General features: G+C 67.2%; 19 protein-coding genes. 12 read left to right on the forward strand and 7 right to left on the reverse strand.

Translation table 11 applies throughout. The features are described 5' to 3' along the window. Window positions 1-117 precede the first annotated feature (117 nt). On the forward strand, window positions 118-417 hold the full coding sequence (locus tag ACSQ86_RS27285; RefSeq protein ID WP_436305872.1) for a proteophosphoglycan ppg4: 300 nt from the start codon (window positions 118-120) through the stop codon (window positions 415-417). Window positions 418-492: 75 nt separating this feature from the next. Beyond that, window positions 493-1,098, forward strand: coding sequence for a L,D-transpeptidase (locus tag ACSQ86_RS27290; protein WP_436309998.1), 606 nt, complete (start codon window positions 493-495; stop codon window positions 1,096-1,098). A 3-nt stretch (window positions 1,099-1,101) separates the two neighbouring features. Here ACSQ86_RS27290 and ACSQ86_RS27295 read toward each other — a convergent pair whose 3' ends face one another. Next, a complete protein-coding gene (locus ACSQ86_RS27295; RefSeq protein WP_436305874.1) occupies window positions 1,102-2,034 on the reverse strand; it encodes a LysR substrate-binding domain-containing protein in 933 nt (310 codons plus the stop codon). Between the two features lie 82 nt (window positions 2,035-2,116). On the opposite strand from ACSQ86_RS27295, the gene ACSQ86_RS27300 reads away from it, so the two are divergent. The 8 genes from ACSQ86_RS27300 (at window position 2,117) to ACSQ86_RS27335 (ending at window position 7,968) form a co-directional block, all read left to right on the forward strand. Next, window positions 2,117-2,434 (forward strand): DUF2917 domain-containing protein, encoded by a 318-nt coding sequence (locus ACSQ86_RS27300; protein WP_436309999.1) that lies wholly within the window; start codon window positions 2,117-2,119, stop codon window positions 2,432-2,434. 124 nt (window positions 2,435-2,558) lie between these two features. Beyond that, on the forward strand, window positions 2,559-3,737 hold the full coding sequence (locus tag ACSQ86_RS27305; protein ID WP_436310000.1) for an acetyl-CoA C-acetyltransferase: 1,179 nt from the start codon (window positions 2,559-2,561) through the stop codon (window positions 3,735-3,737). Next, window positions 3,737-4,537 carry an enoyl-CoA hydratase-related protein gene (locus tag ACSQ86_RS27310; protein ID WP_436310001.1) on the forward strand — a complete coding sequence of 267 codons (801 nt, stop codon included), beginning with the start codon at window positions 3,737-3,739 and terminating at the stop codon, window positions 4,535-4,537. Before ACSQ86_RS27305 ends, ACSQ86_RS27310 begins: the two co-directional genes overlap by 1 nt. Next, window positions 4,534-5,697 (forward strand): acyl-CoA dehydrogenase family protein, encoded by a 1,164-nt coding sequence (locus tag ACSQ86_RS27315; RefSeq protein WP_436310002.1) that lies wholly within the window; start codon window positions 4,534-4,536, stop codon window positions 5,695-5,697. The genes ACSQ86_RS27310 and ACSQ86_RS27315 overlap by 4 nt, the downstream gene beginning before the upstream one ends. A gap of 47 nt (window positions 5,698-5,744) precedes the next feature. Continuing rightward, window positions 5,745-6,047 carry a type II toxin-antitoxin system HigB family toxin gene (locus tag ACSQ86_RS27320; RefSeq protein ID WP_436310312.1) on the forward strand — a complete coding sequence of 101 codons (303 nt, stop codon included), beginning with the start codon at window positions 5,745-5,747 and terminating at the stop codon, window positions 6,045-6,047. A 3-nt stretch (window positions 6,048-6,050) separates the two neighbouring features. Continuing rightward, complete coding sequence (locus tag ACSQ86_RS27325) at window positions 6,051-6,440, forward strand: helix-turn-helix domain-containing protein (RefSeq protein WP_436310003.1); 390 nt, start codon at window positions 6,051-6,053, stop codon at window positions 6,438-6,440. Window positions 6,441-6,451: 11 nt separating this feature from the next. Continuing rightward, on the forward strand, window positions 6,452-7,708 hold the full coding sequence (locus tag ACSQ86_RS27330) for a 6-phosphofructokinase (protein ID WP_436310004.1): 1,257 nt from the start codon (window positions 6,452-6,454) through the stop codon (window positions 7,706-7,708). Next, entirely contained in the window at window positions 7,705-7,968 is a 264-nt protein-coding gene (locus ACSQ86_RS27335) for a cysteine-rich CWC family protein (protein ID WP_093109957.1), read from the forward strand. Before ACSQ86_RS27330 ends, ACSQ86_RS27335 begins: the two co-directional genes overlap by 4 nt. On the opposite strand, the gene ACSQ86_RS27340 is transcribed toward ACSQ86_RS27335, so the two are convergent. Beyond that, complete coding sequence (locus ACSQ86_RS27340; RefSeq protein WP_436310005.1) at window positions 7,904-9,199, reverse strand: zinc-binding metallopeptidase family protein; 1,296 nt, start codon at window positions 9,197-9,199, stop codon at window positions 7,904-7,906. The two genes, ACSQ86_RS27335 and ACSQ86_RS27340, sit on opposite strands and share 65 nt — an antisense overlap. Before the next feature lie 124 nt (window positions 9,200-9,323). Here ACSQ86_RS27340 and ACSQ86_RS27345 point away from each other — a divergent pair, with 124 nt between their 5' ends. Further along, the gene (locus ACSQ86_RS27345) at window positions 9,324-10,775 is read left to right on the forward strand and encodes an MFS transporter (protein ID WP_436305878.1); all 1,452 of its coding nucleotides are present in this window, start codon (window positions 9,324-9,326) and stop codon (window positions 10,773-10,775) included. 3 nt (window positions 10,776-10,778) lie between these two features. Beyond that, window positions 10,779-11,543 (forward strand): class II glutamine amidotransferase, encoded by a 765-nt coding sequence (locus ACSQ86_RS27350; RefSeq protein WP_436305879.1) that lies wholly within the window; start codon window positions 10,779-10,781, stop codon window positions 11,541-11,543. Between the two features lie 54 nt (window positions 11,544-11,597). Here ACSQ86_RS27350 and gshB read toward each other — a convergent pair whose 3' ends face one another. The 5 genes from gshB to ACSQ86_RS27375 form a co-directional block, all read right to left on the reverse strand. Continuing rightward, window positions 11,598-12,539 (reverse strand): glutathione synthase, encoded by a 942-nt coding sequence (gshB, locus tag ACSQ86_RS27355; RefSeq protein ID WP_436305880.1) that lies wholly within the window; start codon window positions 12,537-12,539, stop codon window positions 11,598-11,600. Then, the gene (locus ACSQ86_RS27360) at window positions 12,539-12,703 is read right to left on the reverse strand and encodes a hypothetical protein (protein ID WP_436310006.1); all 165 of its coding nucleotides are present in this window, start codon (window positions 12,701-12,703) and stop codon (window positions 12,539-12,541) included. The genes gshB and ACSQ86_RS27360 overlap by 1 nt, the downstream gene beginning before the upstream one ends. A 16-nt stretch (window positions 12,704-12,719) precedes the next feature. Then, complete coding sequence (locus ACSQ86_RS27365; protein WP_436305882.1) at window positions 12,720-14,588, reverse strand: potassium transporter Kup; 1,869 nt, start codon at window positions 14,586-14,588, stop codon at window positions 12,720-12,722. 156 nt (window positions 14,589-14,744) lie between these two features. After that, the gene (gshA, locus tag ACSQ86_RS27370) at window positions 14,745-16,043 is read right to left on the reverse strand and encodes a glutamate--cysteine ligase (RefSeq protein WP_436310007.1); all 1,299 of its coding nucleotides are present in this window, start codon (window positions 16,041-16,043) and stop codon (window positions 14,745-14,747) included. 104 nt (window positions 16,044-16,147) lie between these two features. Then, complete coding sequence (locus ACSQ86_RS27375; protein ID WP_093109950.1) at window positions 16,148-17,440, reverse strand: glutamate-5-semialdehyde dehydrogenase; 1,293 nt, start codon at window positions 17,438-17,440, stop codon at window positions 16,148-16,150. Between the last annotated feature and the right edge of the window lie 80 nt (window positions 17,441-17,520).

A 17,520-nucleotide genomic window follows, 5' to 3' on the forward strand; every position in this document is an offset into this window, starting at 1 on the left:
ACTGCGCGCCGGGTGCCGACCCGGCGCATGCACAGGGGTCGCCTAAGTTGAACGCAGCTGGTCATTCGGGCCGGCGCATTCCATCGAACCCTCAGTCTGTCCTCAAGGAGTAATCGCATGAACGCACGCAAGCATCTTCTCGCCGTCCTCGCGCTAGGCGCCAGCGGCTTTGCCTTTGCGCAGGCCACGCCACCGACGACTTCGTCACCCGATCCGGCCACCGCCGTCGGCCAGCAAAGTCCCGCGGGCGGCCCGATGGGCTCGACCGGCACCTCCGTGGCGCAAGCTCAGACGCCGACAAGCCCGGGCACGACCACAAGCCCGAGCCAAAGCCAGGCACCTGCAGCCATGCCCGCGCCCAGCACCGACACCACGACGCCGGCACCGATGTCTCCGCCGCGCGCAGACCGCAACTGAGGTGCTGTGAGATAGCATTTTCGCCACGAGCCGGGCTGCATGCCCGGCTTTTTCAGTCCATTCGGAGTCGACGCATTGAAGCGCTTCACCTCTTTCGTCCTTTGTCTGGCGGCTTGCTCGGCTGCCGTCGCAGCAGCGGATGCGCCCGCCGAGATCGCGCAGTTCGCGCAGCGCGCGGTGGCCACGGGCGACAGCGCCCAGCGGCCGTTCGCGATCGTGGACAAGCGCAACGCGAGAGTTTTCGTGTTCGATGCCGACGGCCGCCTGCGCGGCGACGCGCCGGTGCTGCTGGGCCTGGCCCGCGGCGATCGATCGGTGCCGGGCATCGGCGAACGCAAGATGTCGGAGATACGCCCCGAGGAGCGCACCACGCCGGCCGGCCGCTTCGTCTCCGAGCCGGGGCGCAACATGCAGGGCGAAGACATCGTCTGGGTCGACTACGGCGCGGCCGTGTCGATGCACCGTGTGCGCGCCACCGAGAAGTCCGAGCGCCGCCTCGAACGCCTGGCTTCTCCCGGCGTCGACGACAACCGCATTTCCTACGGCTGCATCAATGTGCCGGCCGATTTCTACGACGCGTATGTGAAACCTGCACTCGGTGCCTCGCGCGGCCTGGTCTATGTGCTGCCCGAGACCGCTCCCGCCGCCGACCTGTTCAGCTTCGCGGCCGATGCGCGCTGAACCTCAAGCGCGCTGCGCCGCCTCGGCCTCGGCGCGCAGCCAGCGCACGAAATCTTGCGCGTCGGCATTGCCGGCCGCGCGGCGCGAACTCTCGATGAAGTAGGCGCGACGCGATGCAGCGCCTTCGCTGAAGGGCGCCACCAACTGCCCGCTCTGCACCAGCTCGCGCAACAGCGGCAGGCGGCCGATCACCACGCCCTGCCCAGCCACGGCGGCCGCCACCGCGTCGGTGTACTGGGTGAAGCGCATGGTGTTCTTCATGCGCAGTTCGGGCAGGCCCATCACCTCGAACCAGGGTTCCCAATCGACAGTGGGCGCCTCGCTGTGCTTCGGCATCTCGATGGTCAGCAGGGTCTGGTCCGCCAGATCGTCCGGCACCCGCAGCAGGGCGGCCACCTGCGGCGCGCACAGGGGCATCACCGACTCCTCGAACAGCGCGGGACCGGTGCCGCGTTCGATCGGCACGAAGCGCACCGCGATGTCGAGACGGCTGCGCTCAAGGTCGAGCACTTCGAGCGTGGCCGAGAGCCGCACGTCGACCAGCGGATGGTTGGCCGTGAAGCGCGCCAGGCGCGGGATGAGCCAGAAGGACGCGAAGCCCGGCGTACAGGTGATCGCGACCTGGCGCGGCGCCGGCGCGGCGCGCAGCCGCGCGGTGGCGTCGCGCAGCCGCTCCAGGCTTTCGACCACGGCGCGCTGCAATACGCCGCCGGCCTCCGTCAGCGCCAGCGCTCGATGGCGGCGCTCGAACAGCAGCACGCCGAGGCTGGCTTCGAGCTGCTGGATCTGGCGGCTGACTGCCGACTGGGTGAGAAAAAGCTCGCCGGCCGCCTGGGTGAAGCTCAGCGTGCGCGCCGCCGCCTCGAAGCTGCGCAGCAGCTCCAGGGGCGGCAGGTCGGCCGCGGCGGAAAAGAGTTTCGCATTCTCAGCACGCATGCAACGAGTTCCGGATGACCGTGTGACATACAGGGACTCACTCACTATATTCATTCTCATACCGAATGCAAAGGAGTCCGCCATGACAACCGACACCAGCCGCTTCCACCTGAGCCTGGCGAAGCGCGCCATCTTCACCCTGCCCGACGCAGCCGGCGTCGGCATCGAGTGCCGCAGCGGCACCGTCTGGGTCACGCTCGACAACGATCCGCGCGACGTGGTGCTGGAGCCCGGCGATCGCTTCGAAGGCGATTCGCACCGGCGCATGCTGGTGTCGGCGCTGGAGCCGTCGTGCATCACCGTCTCCGGCTCGCGGCCGGCGGCGCTGCCGGCACATTCGGCCAAGTCGCGCGAACGGTCGCCTTGGCGACTCCGGCCCCACGGGATGTCCCCGGCTTGACCATGGGGGCCCGAGCGTAGAACCATCGACGCTCGTGGCCCTGGATGCACCGATGCACGCCGTCCCCCGGGACGGCGTTTTGCTTGGGAGGCGCCGGCCATCGACTTTCTTCTAAGGAATTCACATGGCAGAGGCATACATCGTGGCCGCCGCGCGCACCGCAGGCGGCCGCCGCGGCGGCAAGCTCGCGGGCTGGCATCCGGCGGATCTGGCGGCGCAGGTGCTCGACGCGCTGGTGGCGAAAAGCGGCATCGACCCGGCCGCGGTGGAGGACGTGATCCTCGGCTGCGTGAGCCAGGTCGGCGAGCAGGCGAGCAATGTGGCGCGCAATGCGGTGCTGGCCTCGAAGCTGCCCGAATCGGTGCCGGGCACCTCGGTCGACCGCCAATGCGGCTCCTCGCAGCAGGCGCTGCACTTCGCGGCGCAGGCCGTGATGGCGGGCAGCATGGACGCGGTGATCGCGGGCGGCGTCGATAGCATGACGCGCGTGCCGATGTTCACGCCCAATGCGCTGCCGGCCAAGGCGGGGCTCGGGACCTACGCCAGCCCCGGGATGCAGCGGCGCTACCCGGGCGTGGAGTTCAGCCAGTTCGTCGGCGCGGAGATGATCGCGAAGAAGTACGGGATCGATAAGGATGCGCTCGACCACTATGCGCTGGAGAGCCACAAGCGCGCCATTGCCGCGACGCGCGAAGGCCTGTTCAAGGACGAGATCCTGGCCGTCGAGATCCGGCTGGCCGACGGCTCGGCCTCGGGCGAGATGCACACGATCGACGAAGGCATCCGCTTCGATGCCACGCTGGAAGCGATTGCGGGCGTGAAGCTGATCGCCGAAGGCGGCCGCTGCACCGCAGCCACCGCAAGCCAGATCTGCGACGGCGCGAGCGGGCTGCTGGTGGTCAACGAGCGCGGCCTGAAATCACTGGGCGTGAAGCCCCTGGCACGCATCCACCACATGAGCGTGCTGGGCCACGACCCGGTGATCATGCTGGAGGCGCCGATCCCCGCGACCGCGCGTGCGCTCAAGAAGGCCGGCATGAAGATCGAGGACATCGATCTCTACGAAGTCAACGAGGCCTTCGCGCCGGTGCCGCTTGCCTGGCTGCAGACCCTGGGCGCCGACCCGGCGAAGCTCAACGTGAACGGGGGCGCGATCGCGCTCGGCCACCCGCTGGGCGCCTCGGGCACCAAGCTCATGACCACGCTGATCCATGCGCTCGGACAGCGCGGCAAGCGCTATGGGCTGCAGACCATGTGCGAGGGCGGTGGGATGGCCAACGTGACGATCATCGAAAGACTCTGATGTCGACCGTCCTCTGGGATCTTGAAAACAGCGTTGCGACGCTGACGCTGAACCTTCCACACAAACTCAATCCGATCGCGCTCGACCTTCAGCACGAACTGCGTGGGGCCTTCGCCCGCGTGCGCGAGGACCGCAGCGTGCGCGCCGTCGTGCTCACCGGCGCCGGCAAGGCCTTCTGCGTGGGCGCGGACCTGAGCGCGATGCGCGCGCCCGAAGCCGGCGAGACGCTCGGCGACCAGACGGCGAAATGGATGCAATCGGTCAGCAACCCGCTGATCGAGGAGATGCGCGCGCTGCCGGTGCCCGTGGTGTGCGCGGTCAACGGCGCCGCGGCGGGCGCCGGGGTCGGCCTCGCGCTCGCGGGCGATGTGACCCTCGCGGCGAAGAGCGCCTACTTCTACCTCTCCTTCCTGCCCAAGCTGGGCATCGTGCCCGACCTGGGCTGCACCTGGTTCATCCCGCGCCTCGTGGGCCCGGCGCACGCGATGGGCATGAGCCTGCTCGACGAGCGGCTGCCGGCGGAACGCGCGGCGCAGTGGGGCCTGATCTGGGCCTGCGTCGACGACGATCTGCTGCTGCTCGAAGCGCAGCAGATCGCCGAGCGCCTGGCGCGCCTGCCCGCGCATGCGGTGCTCGAAGCGCGCAAGGCCTTCGAGGCCTCGGCGCGGCATACGCTGCCGGAGCAGCTGCGCTACGAAAGCGAACGCCAGCGCGAGCTCCTGAACCGGCCCGAATTCGGCGAGGGCGTGAGCGCCTTCCTGCAGAAACGTGCACCCACCTTTCCGGGCCGCGAGTCATGATCGAACGCACCCTCTTCGGCCCCGACCACGAAGCCTTCCGCGACAGCTTCCGCCGCTTCATGGACAGGGAGATCGCGCCTTTCCACGAGGCCTGGGAAGAGCAGGGCTACGTCGCGCGCGAGGTCTGGAACAAGGCCGGCGCGAACGGCTTTCTCTGCATGGCGCTGCCCGACGAATACGGCGGTGCGGGCGCCGACCTGCTCTATTCGGTGATCCAGTTCGAGGAGCTCTGGGCGCGCGGCTTCACCGGCATCGGCTTCGGGCTGCACAGCGAGATCGTGGCGCCCTACATCCTGCGCTACGGCACCGAGGCACAGAAGAAGAACTACCTGCCGAAGCTCGCGAGCGGCGAGATGATCGGCGCCATTGCGATGAGCGAGCCGGCCGCCGGCAGCGACCTGCAGGCCGTGCGCACCACCGCCATCCAGCAGCCCGACGGCAGCTACCTCATGAACGGCAGCAAGACCTTCATCACCAACGGCTGGCATGCGGACCTCGTGATCGTGGTCGCCAAGACCGACCCCGCAGGCGGCGCCAAGGGCACCAGCCTGTTCCTGGTGGAGCGCGGCATGGCTGGCTTCGAAAAGGGCCAGCGTCTCAAGAAGCTGGGCCTGAAGGCGCAGGACACCTCGGAGCTCTTCTTCAACGACGTCCACCTGCCGGCCGAGGCGCTGCTCGGCGGCGCCGCGCAGGAGAACCGCGGCTTCGTCTGCCTGATGGAGCAGCTGCCGTGGGAGCGGCTGCAGATCGCGATCAGCGCGGTGGCCGCTGCGCAGGCCGCGATCGAGCACACCGTGGCCTATGTGAAGGAGCGCAAGGTCTTCGGCCAACCCGTGGCGGCGTATCAGAACACGCGCTACACGCTGGCCGAGCTGCAGACCGAGGTGCAGGTAGCGCAGGTCTTCGTCGACAAGTGCATCGAGCTCCTGATGCAGGAAAAACTCGACACCGCGACCGCGAGCATGGCCAAGTACTGGACCACCGACCTGCAGTGCAAGGTGATGGACGAGTGCGTGCAACTGCACGGCGGCTATGGCTACATGTGGGAGTACCCGGTAACGCGCGCCTACGCCGATGCGCGAGTGCAGCGCATCTACGGCGGCACCAACGAGATCATGAAAGAGGTGATCACGCGGGCGATGGGGTTGCCGGGGCGCTGAGGGGAAGCGCTTGTTTTAGTCCCAATTTGGGACTAAACTTGACCGCGATGCGGATCATTTCGGTGAAGTACTTGAGGGACTTTTGGGTACGCCACCCCGCCTCGGAACAGCCGTTGAAGGCTTGGCATGAAGAGGCCAAGGCGGCAGTTTGGAAGACACCGCAGGACATCAAGGACCGCTATCGCAGTGCTCGCTTTGTTGGAAGCAACCGGGTCGTTTTCAACATCAAGGGCAATGACTACCGCCTTATCGCTGCCATCGCTTACAGATACGAGGCCGTTTACGTCAAATTCATCGGCACGCATTCGGAATATGACCGAATCGATGCCCAAACTATTGAAGTGGAGTAGTCCATGGACATCCGACCCATCCGAACCGAAGCTGATTACAAGGCCACACTGAAGACGGTGTCGCCGTACTTCGATCAGGAGCCGGCGCCGGGCACGGAGGACGCCGATCGCTTCGAAGTGTTGCTGGCATTGATCCAGAGCTATGAATCGAAAAATCACCCGATCGACCCGCCGGACGCGATCGAGGCGATCAAGTTCCGAATGGAGCAGCAGGGCCTCTCGGCGAAGGATCTTGAGCCTTTCATCGGGCAGTTGAATCGCGTGTACGAAGTCCTCAATCACAAACGTCCCTTGACCTTGAGGATGATTCGTCGAATCCACAAGGGGCTCGGCATTCCAGCTGAGGTATTGATCCAAACCGAAAACGACGACAAGTTCTCGCTTGCCGCATAGGAGCCCGCGTCATGCCCACCAATGCCTTCTATGCCCAGTCCGGCGGCGTCACTTCGGTCATCAACGCCTCGGCCTGCGGCGTGATCGAAACGGCGCGCCGGCACGCCGATCGAATCGGCACCGTCTACGCCGGACGCAACGGCATTCTCGGCGCGCTCGCCGAGGAGCTGATCGATACCAGCCTGGAGTCGGCCGAGGCGATCGCGGCGCTGCGCTCCACGCCCGCGGGCGCTTTCGGTTCCTGCCGCTACAAGCTCAAGTCGCTGGAAAAGAACCGGCGCGAGTACGAGCGCTTGATCGAGGTCTTCAAGGCGCACGGCATCGGCTACTTCTTCTACAACGGCGGCGGCGATTCGGCCGACACCTGCTTCAAGGTGAGCCAGCTGTCCGCTTCGCTCGGCTACCCGCTGCAGGCGATCCATGTGCCGAAGACCATCGACAACGACCTGCCGCTCACCGACTGCTGCCCGGGCTTCGGCTCGGTCGCCAAGTACGTCGCGGTGTCCACGCTCGAAGCCTCGCTGGACGTGCGCTCGATGGCCGCCACCTCCACCAAGGTGTTCGTGCTCGAGGTGATGGGCCGCCACGCGGGCTGGATCGCGGCGGCCGGCGGCCTGGCGGCGGACCACGGCATTCCTGTCGTGATCCTGTTCCCCGAGATTCCCTTCGACCAGCCGGCCTTCCTGGCGCGCGTCGATGCGCTGGTCAAGCACCATGGCTATTGCACGGTGGTGGTGTCGGAAGGCTGCCACCATCCCGGCGGCACCTTCCTCGCCGAGCAGGGCACCAAGGATGCCTTCGGCCATGCGCAGCTCGGCGGCGCGGCGCCTGTGGTGGCGCAGATGGTCAAGGAGGCGCTGGACTACAAATTCCACTGGGCGGTGGCCGACTATCTGCAGCGCTCGGCGCGCCACATCGCCTCGGCCACCGACGCGCGGCAGGCCTATGAGCTCGGGCAGCGCGCGGTCGAGCTGGCACTCGAAGGCAAGAACTCGGTGATGCCGACCATCGATCGGACCTCCGACTCGCCCTATGCCTACCGCATCGGCAGCGCGCCGCTCGACCAGGTGGCCAACACCGAGAAGTTCATGCCGCGCGACTTCATCTCGGCCGACGGCTACGGCATCACCGACAAGTGCCGCAGCTACCTGCTGCCGCTGATCCAGGGCGAGGACTATCCGGCCTACCGCGACGGGCTGCCGGTCTACGTGACGCTGCAGAACCACGTGGTCGCGAAGAAGCTGCCGGCCTTCGAGATCGCCAAATGAACGCCGCAGCTGCACGGCCCGATCCTTCGCGTTGCCCTCTGTGCGGCGAGGCGAACCGCTGCGCGATGGAGATCGAGCGCGAGACCGGCCAAGTGCAGCCGCCTTGCTGGTGCATGCAAACCGACTTCGACCGCGCCGTGCTCGCGCGCGTCCCTGCAGAGATGCGCGGCCTCGCCTGCATCTGCGCGCGCTGCGCTACTGCAGCCGCTGTTGCTGCGACTGCTGCTGATCCTGCTCCTGCGCCGGCGGTTCAGGATTGACGGGCGCCGGCGGCCGCCGGCCGCGCTCCCGCTCTTCGGCGATCACCTCGTGGATGAACTGCAGCTTGCCCACGGCCACGTGCGGCAGCACGAAGGGGTAGTAGTCGGGCTGGCCCATGCTGCGCGACAGCTCGTTGAGCACATTGGTGAGGCGCACCCAGCCGTTGAGGAAGTCGAGGAATTTCGCCGCTCCGGGATGCTCGGGCTGCCAGAGATCCGAGAGCTCGAACAGGTCGCTGGTGACTTCGACGTTCTGCGCATCGACGCCGAAGCTCTTCGCCGTGTCCGCCGTGTCGGCCATGTGCAGGTAATGGGCCCAGGTTTCGGCCCAGTCTTCCCACGGATGCGCGCTTGCATAGCTCGTGACGTAGCGGTTCGCCCAGTCGGGCGGCGGGCCGTTGTCGTAGTGGTTGCGCAGCGCCGTCGCGTAGTCGGCCCGCTCGTCGCCGAAGAGCTCGCGAAAACTGTCGAGCCACGGCGTCGGGTAGACCAGCAGGTCCCAGTAGTAGTGGCCGATCTCGTGGCGGAAATGGCCGACCAGCGTGCGGTAGGGTTCGCGCATCTCGGCACGGATGCGCTCGCGCACTGCGTCCTCGGCCTCTTCGGCGTTGAGCGTGATCAGGCCCATCTCGTGGCCGGTCATCACATGCGGGCCGCCCGGCATGTTGCTCAGGAAGTCGAAGGCCAGGCCGTGCACCGGATCGGTCAGGCGCGTGACGACCGGCAGGCCCAGCGCCAGCAGTTGCGAGATCAGCCGGCGCTTGGACAGCTCGAGCTTGCGCCACAGTTCGCCATTGCTCTCGATCGACAGGTCGGGGATGGTGCGCGTGACGCTGCATGACAGACAAAGGCCGGGCACCAGGCCATCGGTGTGGAAGGCCGGGTCGTCACCTTCGCGCGGCGCGGGCACCATCCAGTTGCAGGCGGCCGGGGTCATCAGGTTGGCGCAGCGGCGATAGGTCTTGCCCCCGGCATCGCCGAAGACGGTGAAGGTGTCGGGCTCGGCGCCTTCAAACGTTGCGGGCGCGAGCGGCACCACGCCCAGGCTTTCGATCACGAAGCCGAGCGGCGTATGGCAGGCCAGGCACTGGCTGTTGCGCAGGAACACGGGGCGGCCGCACTGGCACTGGTAGGCACGGGTGACGGTGGGCGCCTGGAGCTCGGCCGCGAGCGAGGGCGCGGCTTCGGCTTCGACGGCGGGGCCGCTGTCGTCGGGGGTGGGGGATTCCATGGCTCTGTGTTCTTTTGGATTTCGGGCGGGACAGCCGGACCATTGTGAAGGCTGCCTCTGCGCCAGGACCGGCGCGCAAACCCCGATATCCTTGTAGGACGGCCCGAACAGGCTGCCTCCCCCGATGACCTCGACGCTCCCGCCGCAATCCCTCAGCAGCCGCTACGGGCCCCGCTACCGCTGGCTGCTGCTCTTTTCCGTGATGGTGGGCGTGATGGCATCGATCATGTCCTCGACCATCGTCAACGTGGCGATCCCGGGCATGAGCCACCACTTCGCGCTGGGCCAGGAGCGCGCGCAGTGGGTCAGCTCGGGCTTCATGGTCGCGATGACGGTGTCGATGTTGACCACGCCCTGGCTGCTCGCGCGCTACGGCTACCGCCGCACCTATGTCGGCACCATGGTGCTGCTGCTGCTCGGCGGCGTCGCGGGCGGGCTGGCCAACCACTTCCCGCTGGTGCTGATCGCGCGGGTCGCCGAGGGCCTGGCGGCCGGCGTGGTGCAGCCGATCCCGGCCATCATCATCCTGCGCGCCTTCGAGCCTCACGAGCAGGGCCGCGCAACCGGCATCTTCGGCATGGGCGTGGTGCTGGCGCCGGCCATCGGCCCCAGCATCGGCGGCGTGCTGGTCGACCTGTTCGGCTGGCGCTCGATCTTCTTCATGGTGGTGCCTTTCTGCATCGCCTCGATCTGGCTGGCCTACAAGTTCGTGCCGACCACGGCGCCCGGCGGCGTGGTGGCGGCGCGCAGCGGCGGGCTCGACTGGGGCGGCCTCGCGCTGGGCACCGCCGGCACCTTGTGCCTGCTGAACGGGCTGGTCGAGCTGCGCGGCGACGCGCCGCTGCAGGCCGCGGCGCTGCTCGTCGGCGCGGTCGTGGCCTTCGGCGCCTTCGTGGGCTGGCAGCGGCGGCTCGCGGCCGCGGGCGGCACGCCGCTGATGAACCTGGCGCTGTTCCAGTACCGGCAGTTCGCGATGGGCAGCGTGGTCGCCTTCATCTACGGCACGGCGCTGTTCGGCTCGACCTACCTGCTGCCGGTCTACATGCAGGTCGGGTTGCAGCTTTCGGCCTCGCACGTCGGCACCATCCTGCTGCCGGCCGGCATCGTGCTCGCCTTCACCATTGCCGGTGTCGGCCGGCTCGCGGACCGGCACCCGACCTGGCTGCTGGTGTGCACCGGGCTCGCGCTCCTGGCCGTCTCCTTCGCGCTGATGCTGTTGCTGCGGCTCGACAGCGCGCTCTGGCTGCTGGTGGCCTTCGCGATCATCGGCCGCGTCGGGCTGGGCTTCATCCTGCCCTCGCTCAACCTGGGCTCGATGCGCCCGCTGGCCAAGCCGCTGATTCCTCAGGGCGCGAGCGCAATCAACTTCCTGCGCATGCTGGGCGGCGCGGCCGGCGTGAGCCTGTGCGCGATCGTGCTCGAATGGCGGCTGGCCGTGCATGGCGATTCGCTGGTCAACACGGCCACCAGCCCGGCGCGGTTGGCGGCCTTCGACGAGGTGTTCGCGATGCTGGCCGGCCTCTGCGCGCTGGCGATCTGCGCGGCCTGGCAGTTGCGCGAAAAGCGCTCTAATTGACCCATGTGCCAATTGCTCGGAATGAACTGCAACACGCCGACCGACGTGACATTCAGCTTCACGGGCTTCGCGCAGCGCGGCGGGCGTACCGACCACCATGCCGACGGCTGGGGCATCGCCTTCTTCGAGGACCGCGGCCTCAGGCATTTCGTCGACCACCAGCCGGCCTGCGAGTCGCCGGTGGCCGAGCTGATCCGGCGCTACCCGATCCAGAGCCGCAACGTCATCGCGCACATCCGCAAGGCCACGCAGGGCGCGGTGAACCTGCAGAACTGCCACCCCTTCGTGCGCGAGCTGTGGGGCCGCTACTGGGTGTTCGCGCACAACGGCGACTTGAAGGACTTCAGGCCGCGGCTGCACGGCAACTTTCATCCCGTGGGCAATACCGACAGCGAGCACGCCTTCTGCTGGATCATGCAGGAGATGGCCAAGTCGCATGCCGACGTGCCGAGCGTCGAGGAACTGACGCTCACGCTGCGCGAGCTGGCGCCGCGCGTCGCGCGCCACGGCACCTTCAACTTCATGCTCTCGAACGGGCAGGCGCTGTGGTCGCACGCCTCGACGAACCTTTGGTACATCGAGCGACGCCATCCTTTCGTGACGGCCGAGCTGTCGGACGAAGACCTCAGCATCGACTTCGCGCAGCACACCACACCGAACGACCGGGTGGCGGTGGTGGTGACGGCGCCCCTGACCACCAACGAGACCTGGACCGCCTTCGCGCCCAACGAGCTCGCGGTGTTCGTCGACGGCCAGCGCGCCGGCTGAATTCGGGCGCCGCGCACGGGCTTCGCCGAGGCGGTGCGCGCGCCGGGCCAGGCGCTAGCGGAGGTACGCCTCCAACGCATCGATGAACATCGCCGGCACGTCGAAGCCGGTCTGCTCGGTGATTTCCTGGAAGCAGGTCGGACTGGTCACGTTGATCTCAGTCAGCGAGCCGCCGATCACGTCGAGCCCGATCAGGAGCAGCCCGCGTTCGTTGAGCACCGGTCCGATCGCTTCGGCGATGCGCCGGTCCTGGTCGGTCAGCGGCTGCGCCACGCCCTTGCCGCCGGCCGCGAGGTTACCGCGCACCTCGGTGCCCTGCGGAATGCGCGCCAGGCTGTGCGGCACGGCCTGGCCGCCGATCACAAGGATGCGCTTGTCGCCCTGCGCGATCTCGGGCACGAAGCGCTGCACCATGATGGTTTCGGCGCCGTTCTTGTTGAGCGTCTCGACGATCGAGCCGAGGTTCAGCCCGTCGGCCTTGACGCGGAAGATGCCCATGCCGCCCATGCCGTCGAGCGGCTTCAGGATGATGTCCTGGTGCTCGGCATGGAAGGCGCGCACCGCGGCCGGATCGCGCGTGACCAGCGTGGGCGTCGTGTACTCGGCGAACTCCATGATCGCGAGCTTCTCGGGATGGTCGCGCAGCGCGCGCGGCCGGTTGACGACGCGCGCGCCTTCGCGCTCACCCTGTTCGAGCAGGTGAGTGGCGTAGATGTACTCGGCGTCGAAGGGCGGGTCCTTGCGCATCAGCACCACATCGAAGGCGTGCAGCGGGCGTTCGATCACGGCCTCTTCGCGGAACCATGCCTGCTCGCCGGTCAGCATGATCTCGCGCACCCTGGCGGTGACCGGCCGGCCGCGCTGCCAGTTCAGGTGCCGCGGCTCGCAGGCCGAGAGCGTGTAGCCGCGGCGCTGCGCCTCTCGCATCATCGAGAAGGTGGTGTCCTTGTAGATCTTGAACTGCTCGAGCGGGTCAGCGATGAAAAGGATGTGCATCAGGATGTCTTTCCGGCGATCGATGAGGAAGGGGCGGCTTCGGCAGAAGCGGCCCGTGCGTCTTGCTTGATCTTGCAGGCAGCTGCGATATCCTTGCCGGCGAAGGGTTTGCCGCGGCCGAGCTGCTGGATGGCCGAGAGGCTCAGGTCCTCGAAGAATCGCATCGACGGCCTCGACGCCCTAGATCTCGATCTTCGAGCCGAGCTCGACCACCGCGTTGTTCGGCAGCCCGAGGAAGCCCGCCGCCCCGCTCGCGTTGTGGTGCATCTGCGCGAAGAGCTTCTCGCGCCAGGGCGCCATGCCGCTGCCGAGCGTGGGGATCACCACGTCGCGCGAGAGAAAGTAGCTGGTCGTCATGGGCTCGAGCTGGCAGCCGCGCAGCCGCGCATGCTCCAGCGCGCGCGGCAGGTCGACGTCGTTCTTGAAGCCGTAGTGCACCACCACCTGCCAGCAGTGATGCCCGAGCGGCTCCATCTCGATGCGCTTGTCCATCGGAATCCACGGCACTTCGTGGCTGCGCACGGTGACGAACAGGTTCTGCTCGTGCATCACCTTGTTGTGCTTGAGGTTGTGCAGCAGCGCATTGGGCACCACGCCCGGCTCCGCGGTCATGAACACCGCGGTGCCGTCGACGCGCGCCGGCGGATTGACGAACACCGAATCGAGGAAACCGCGCAGGTCGATGGCTTCGGCCAGCTGCATCTGGCCCATGAGGCGCCGGCCTTCCTTCCAGGTCAGCATCAGCATGAAGATGGACCCGCCGATCAGGAGCGGGAACCAGCCGCCTTCGAACAGCTTCAACAGGTTGGAGGCGAAGAACAGGAAGTCGACCACGAAGAACCAGCCGGTCGCGGCGATGCACAGCCACAACGGGTACTTCCAGGCATAGCGGATCACGAAGAAAGTCAGCACCGTGGTGATCAGCATGTCGGTGGTCACGGCGATGCCGTAGGCCGCGGCCAGGTTGCTCGACGAGCGGAACATGACCACCGCCAGCACGATCGCGACGAACAGCCCCCAGTTGACGAAGGGAATGTAGATCTGCCCCGCGGTGCGCACGCTGGTGTGCTCGATGTTCAGACGCGGCAGGTAGCCGAGCTGGATCACCTGCCGCGTGACGCTGAAGGCGCCGGTGATGAGCGCCTGCGACGCGATCACCGTGGCGGCGGTGGCGAGCAGCACCAGCGGTATCAGGGCCCATTCGGGCGCCATCATGTAGAAGGGATTCTTCACCGCCGACGGGTTCTCCAGCAGCAGCGCGCCCTGGCCGAAGTAGTTGAGCGTGAGCGCCGGCATCACGACCGAGAACCAGGCGACGCGGATCGGCCGCTTGCCGAAGTGGCCGAGGTCGGCGTAGAGCGCCTCGGCACCGGTCACGCACAGCACGGTCGCACCCAGGATGATGAAGCTGGTGCCGGGGTTGTCCCACATGAAGCGCAGCGCATAGTGCGGGCTCATGGCCTTGAGGATTTCAGGATGGGCGAGGATCTGCCACACGCCCAGCAGCGCGATCGCGAAGAACCAGACCAGCGTGATCGGGCCGAAGTAGCGGCCGATGCCCGTGGTGCCGTGCTTCTGGAGCGCGAACAGGCAGAACAGCACCACCAGCGTGATCGGGATCACGTAGTGCTTGAAGTGCGGCGACACCACCTCCAGGCCCTCGACCGCCGACAGCACCGAGATGGCCGGCGTGATGACGCCGTCGCCGTAGAAGAGCGAGGTGCCGAAGATGCCGACCATCAGCAGCACGTGGCGCAGGCGGGGCTTGTCGACCACCGCCTGCGAGGCCAGTGCCAGCATCGCGACCAGGCCGCCCTCGCCCTCGTTGTCGGCCCGCAGGACCAGCACCACGTACTTGAGCGAGACGATCACCGTCAAGGTCCAGAAGAACATCGACAGGATGCCGTAGACGTTCTCGACCGTGAAGGGAACGTGGCCGTGGCCGAACACCTCCTTGACCGCATACAGAACGCTGGTGCCGATGTCGCCATAGACGACACCGATGGCCGCAAGGATCAGCGCGGTAGAGGAAGATTTGGTGGGGGACACGGAGTCGATGAAAAAGGGTGTCCGGCGTGACGCTGCACGCCCGGGCGCCTGGGCAGCTGGGTGCAGCCGCCGCGTCGCCTTCCGCCCTCTTGTTTGCGTTGCTGTGGGGTCGCTATTTTGCCGCCGCCGGAAGGCCCCGCAACCCGTACTACGAAATCATTCGTAGATTTCGGCGTCCGGATCGGTCGCCTCGAGCTCGTAGCTGGCCGCCACCATGGCCAGCCGTCCGATCACGCCGTACATGTAGAAGCGATTCGGGGCGCTCGCGCCGGGCTTGGCGCCCGGTTGCGGTAAGTGCGCACTCTCCGAAAATGCCAAGGGCACGAAGCTCGCACCCGGCAGGTTGAGGTTCTCGTCGGGGCTGCGCTCGGCATGCACCCGGTAGAAGCCGCCGACCACGTAGCGGTCCATCATGTAGACCACCGGCTCGGCGACGCCGTTGTGCACGCGCTCGTTGGTCAGCACGCCTTCCTGCACGATCACATCGCCCGGCTCCTGGGCTTCGCTGGCGGTGCCGGTCTTGTTGTTGCGCGGCCTGCGGCCGAGGGCCTCGAGATCCTTGACGTCGCGCACCGTCATGACACCCATGCCATGGGCGCCGTTGTCGGCCTTGACGACCACGAAGGGCTTCTCGTTGATGCCGTATTCCTTGTACTTGCGCCGGATCTTGGTGAGCAGCGCGTCCACGTGGCTGGTCAGCACGTCCATCCCCTGGCCCTCGGCGACATCGACGCCGCCGGCGCGCGCGTACATCGGGTTGATCAGCCAGGGGTCGATGCCCAACAGCTTGCCGAAGCGCTTGGAAACTTCCTCGTAGCTGTGGAAGTGGTTGCTCTTGCGGCGTACCGACCAGCCGGCATGCAGCGGCGGCAGCAGGTACTGCTCGTGCAGGTCTTCCAGGATGCCGGGCGTGCCGGCCGCGAGGTCGTTGTTGAGCAGGATGGTGCAGGGGTCGAAATGCTTGAGCCCCAGGCGCCGCTTGCCGCGCACCACGGGCTCCAGGCACACGGTCTCGCCGTTCGGCAACTCGATCTTCTTGGGCGACTTGATCGCCGGATCGATCGAGCCCACGCGCACATTGAGCCCCGCCATATGAAAAATCCGCACCAGCCGGGCCACGTTGGCCAGGTAGAAGGTGCTGCGCGCATTGTTTTCCGGGATCACCAGCAGGTTGCGCGCTTCGGGGCAGATCTTCTCGATCGCGGCCTGCGCGGCCTGCACCGCCAGCGGCAGCATGTCATCGGTCAGGTTGTTCCAGCCGCCAGGGTAGAGGGTGGTGTCCACTGGCGCCAGCTTGAAGCCGGCATTGCGGATATCGACCGAGCTGTAGAAGGGCGGCGTGTGCTCCATCCATTCGAGCCGGAACCAGCGCTCGATGGCCGGCGTGGAGTCGAGAACGCGTTGTTCGAGTTCGTTGATGGGGCCGGTCAGGGCGGTGACGAGATGGGGAACCATGCGACGGCCTTGTTATGCGTGTTCTGCGACGAAAGGTGGAGTGGAATTGTAGGATTTGGGGGCGCTGGGGCGGATGACAAGCGCTGCCCCGATCCGCGCCACCTTCAGCTCCGCACTTCGCCCTGGCCCAGCACCACGTACTTGAGCGAGGTGAGCCCCTCGATGCCGACCGGCCCGCGCGCATGGAACTTGTCGGTGCTGATGCCGATCTCGGCCCCGAGCCCGAACTCGAAGCCGTCGGCAAAGCGCGTGCTCGCGTTCACCATCACGCTGGCCGAGTCGACCTCGCGCAGGAAGCGCTGGGCGTGCATGTGGTCGCGCGTGACGATGGCGTCGGTGTGGTGGCTCGAATAGCGGTTGATGTGCGCGATGGCTTCGTCCACGCCCGCGACCACCTTGATGCTGATGACGGCGGCCAGGTACTCCTCAGACCAGTCGGACTCGACCGCGTCCACCACCCGGGCGCCCGGCGGGAGCGCACCGTCGGCGCGCAGGATGCGCGCCGCTGCGGGGTCGCAGCGCATCTCCACCCCCTTGGCCGCGAAGATCGCGCCGATCTCCGGCAGGAAGCTCTCGGCCATCGAGGCCGCCACCAGCAGGCCCTCGGCCGCATTGCAGGGGCTGTACTTCTGCGTCTTGGCGTTGTCGACGATCTTGACCGCCATGTCGAGCTCGGCCGTGTCGTCCACGAAGACGTGGCAGTTGCCGTCCAGGTGCTTGATGACCGGCACCTTGGCCTCGCGGCTGATGCGCTCGATCAGGCCCTTGCCGCCTCGCGGGATGACCACGTCGACGAACTCGGGCATCGCGATCAGCTGCCCCACCGCCTCGCGGTCGGTGGTCTGCACCAGCTGCACCGCCTCGACCGGCAGGCCCGCCTCGGCCAGCGCCTCCGACACCAGCAGCGCGAGCGCCTTGTTCGACTCGATCGCCTCCGAGCCGCCGCGCAGGATCGCCGCGTTGCCGCTCTTGATCGCGAGGCTCGCGGCCTCGATGGTCACGTTGGGCCGGCTCTCGTAGATCATGCCGAAGACGCCGATCGGCACCCGCATCTGGCCGACGCGGATGCCGCTGGGCTGCTGCTTCATGCCGATGACTTCGCCGATCACGTCGGGCATCGCGGCGAGCTGTTCGCAGCCCAGCGCCACGGTCTCGATGACCTTCGGCGTGAGCTTGAGCCGGTCGACCATCGGGGCCGAGAGGCCGGCCGCGACAGCGCGCTCGATGTCGCGCGCATTGGCCGGGGCCAGGCCCTCCGCCCTCTCGCGCAGGCGCCGTGCCAGCGCCTTGAGCGCCTTGTTCTTGGTGGCCGCGGAGGCCTTGGCCATCAGGGCGGCGGCCGCCTTGGCCTGCAGCCCCAGGGTCTGCATGTGTTCGTTGACGTTGAACGCGTTCATCCGCCCATTTTCCCACGCGGGCTGCGGGCAGGGCGGCAATGCGTGGAAACGCGGGGTTCGCGAAAGAGGAACGATCGCGC

The sequence above is a fragment of the Variovorax sp. LjRoot130 genome, from assembly GCF_964253755.1.
GTDB lineage: Bacteria > Pseudomonadota > Gammaproteobacteria > Burkholderiales > Burkholderiaceae_C > Variovorax.

Bases quoted from the DNA above. Each gene is read 5' to 3' on its own strand.
- ACSQ86_RS27360 (WP_436310006.1), bottom strand. From the start codon at position 12,703: ATGCGATTCTTCGAGGACCTGAGCCTCTCGGCCATCCAGCAGCTCGGC.
- ACSQ86_RS27320 (WP_436310312.1), top strand. From the start codon at position 5,745: ATGCGGATCATTTCGGTGAAGTACTTGAGGGACTTTTGGGTACGCCAC.
- ACSQ86_RS27295 (WP_436305874.1), bottom strand. From the start codon at position 2,034: ATGCGTGCTGAGAATGCGAAACTCTTTTCCGCCGCGGCCGACCTGCCG.
- ACSQ86_RS27310 (WP_436310001.1), top strand. From the start codon at position 3,737: ATGTCGACCGTCCTCTGGGATCTTGAAAACAGCGTTGCGACGCTGACG.
- ACSQ86_RS27350 (WP_436305879.1), top strand. From the start codon at position 10,779: ATGTGCCAATTGCTCGGAATGAACTGCAACACGCCGACCGACGTGACA.
- ACSQ86_RS27315 (WP_436310002.1), top strand. From the start codon at position 4,534: ATGATCGAACGCACCCTCTTCGGCCCCGACCACGAAGCCTTCCGCGAC.
- ACSQ86_RS27330 (WP_436310004.1), top strand. From the start codon at position 6,452: ATGCCCACCAATGCCTTCTATGCCCAGTCCGGCGGCGTCACTTCGGTC.
- ACSQ86_RS27340 (WP_436310005.1), bottom strand. From the start codon at position 9,199: ATGGAATCCCCCACCCCCGACGACAGCGGCCCCGCCGTCGAAGCCGAA.
- ACSQ86_RS27345 (WP_436305878.1), top strand. From the start codon at position 9,324: ATGACCTCGACGCTCCCGCCGCAATCCCTCAGCAGCCGCTACGGGCCC.
- gshA (WP_436310007.1), bottom strand. From the start codon at position 16,043: ATGGTTCCCCATCTCGTCACCGCCCTGACCGGCCCCATCAACGAACTC.
- gshB (WP_436305880.1), bottom strand. From the start codon at position 12,539: ATGCACATCCTTTTCATCGCTGACCCGCTCGAGCAGTTCAAGATCTAC.
- ACSQ86_RS27305 (WP_436310000.1), top strand. From the start codon at position 2,559: ATGGCAGAGGCATACATCGTGGCCGCCGCGCGCACCGCAGGCGGCCGC.
- ACSQ86_RS27285 (WP_436305872.1), top strand. From the start codon at position 118: ATGAACGCACGCAAGCATCTTCTCGCCGTCCTCGCGCTAGGCGCCAGC.
- ACSQ86_RS27375 (WP_093109950.1), bottom strand. From the start codon at position 17,440: ATGAACGCGTTCAACGTCAACGAACACATGCAGACCCTGGGGCTGCAG.
- ACSQ86_RS27325 (WP_436310003.1), top strand. From the start codon at position 6,051: ATGGACATCCGACCCATCCGAACCGAAGCTGATTACAAGGCCACACTG.
- ACSQ86_RS27335 (WP_093109957.1), top strand. From the start codon at position 7,705: ATGAACGCCGCAGCTGCACGGCCCGATCCTTCGCGTTGCCCTCTGTGC.
- ACSQ86_RS27300 (WP_436309999.1), top strand. From the start codon at position 2,117: ATGACAACCGACACCAGCCGCTTCCACCTGAGCCTGGCGAAGCGCGCC.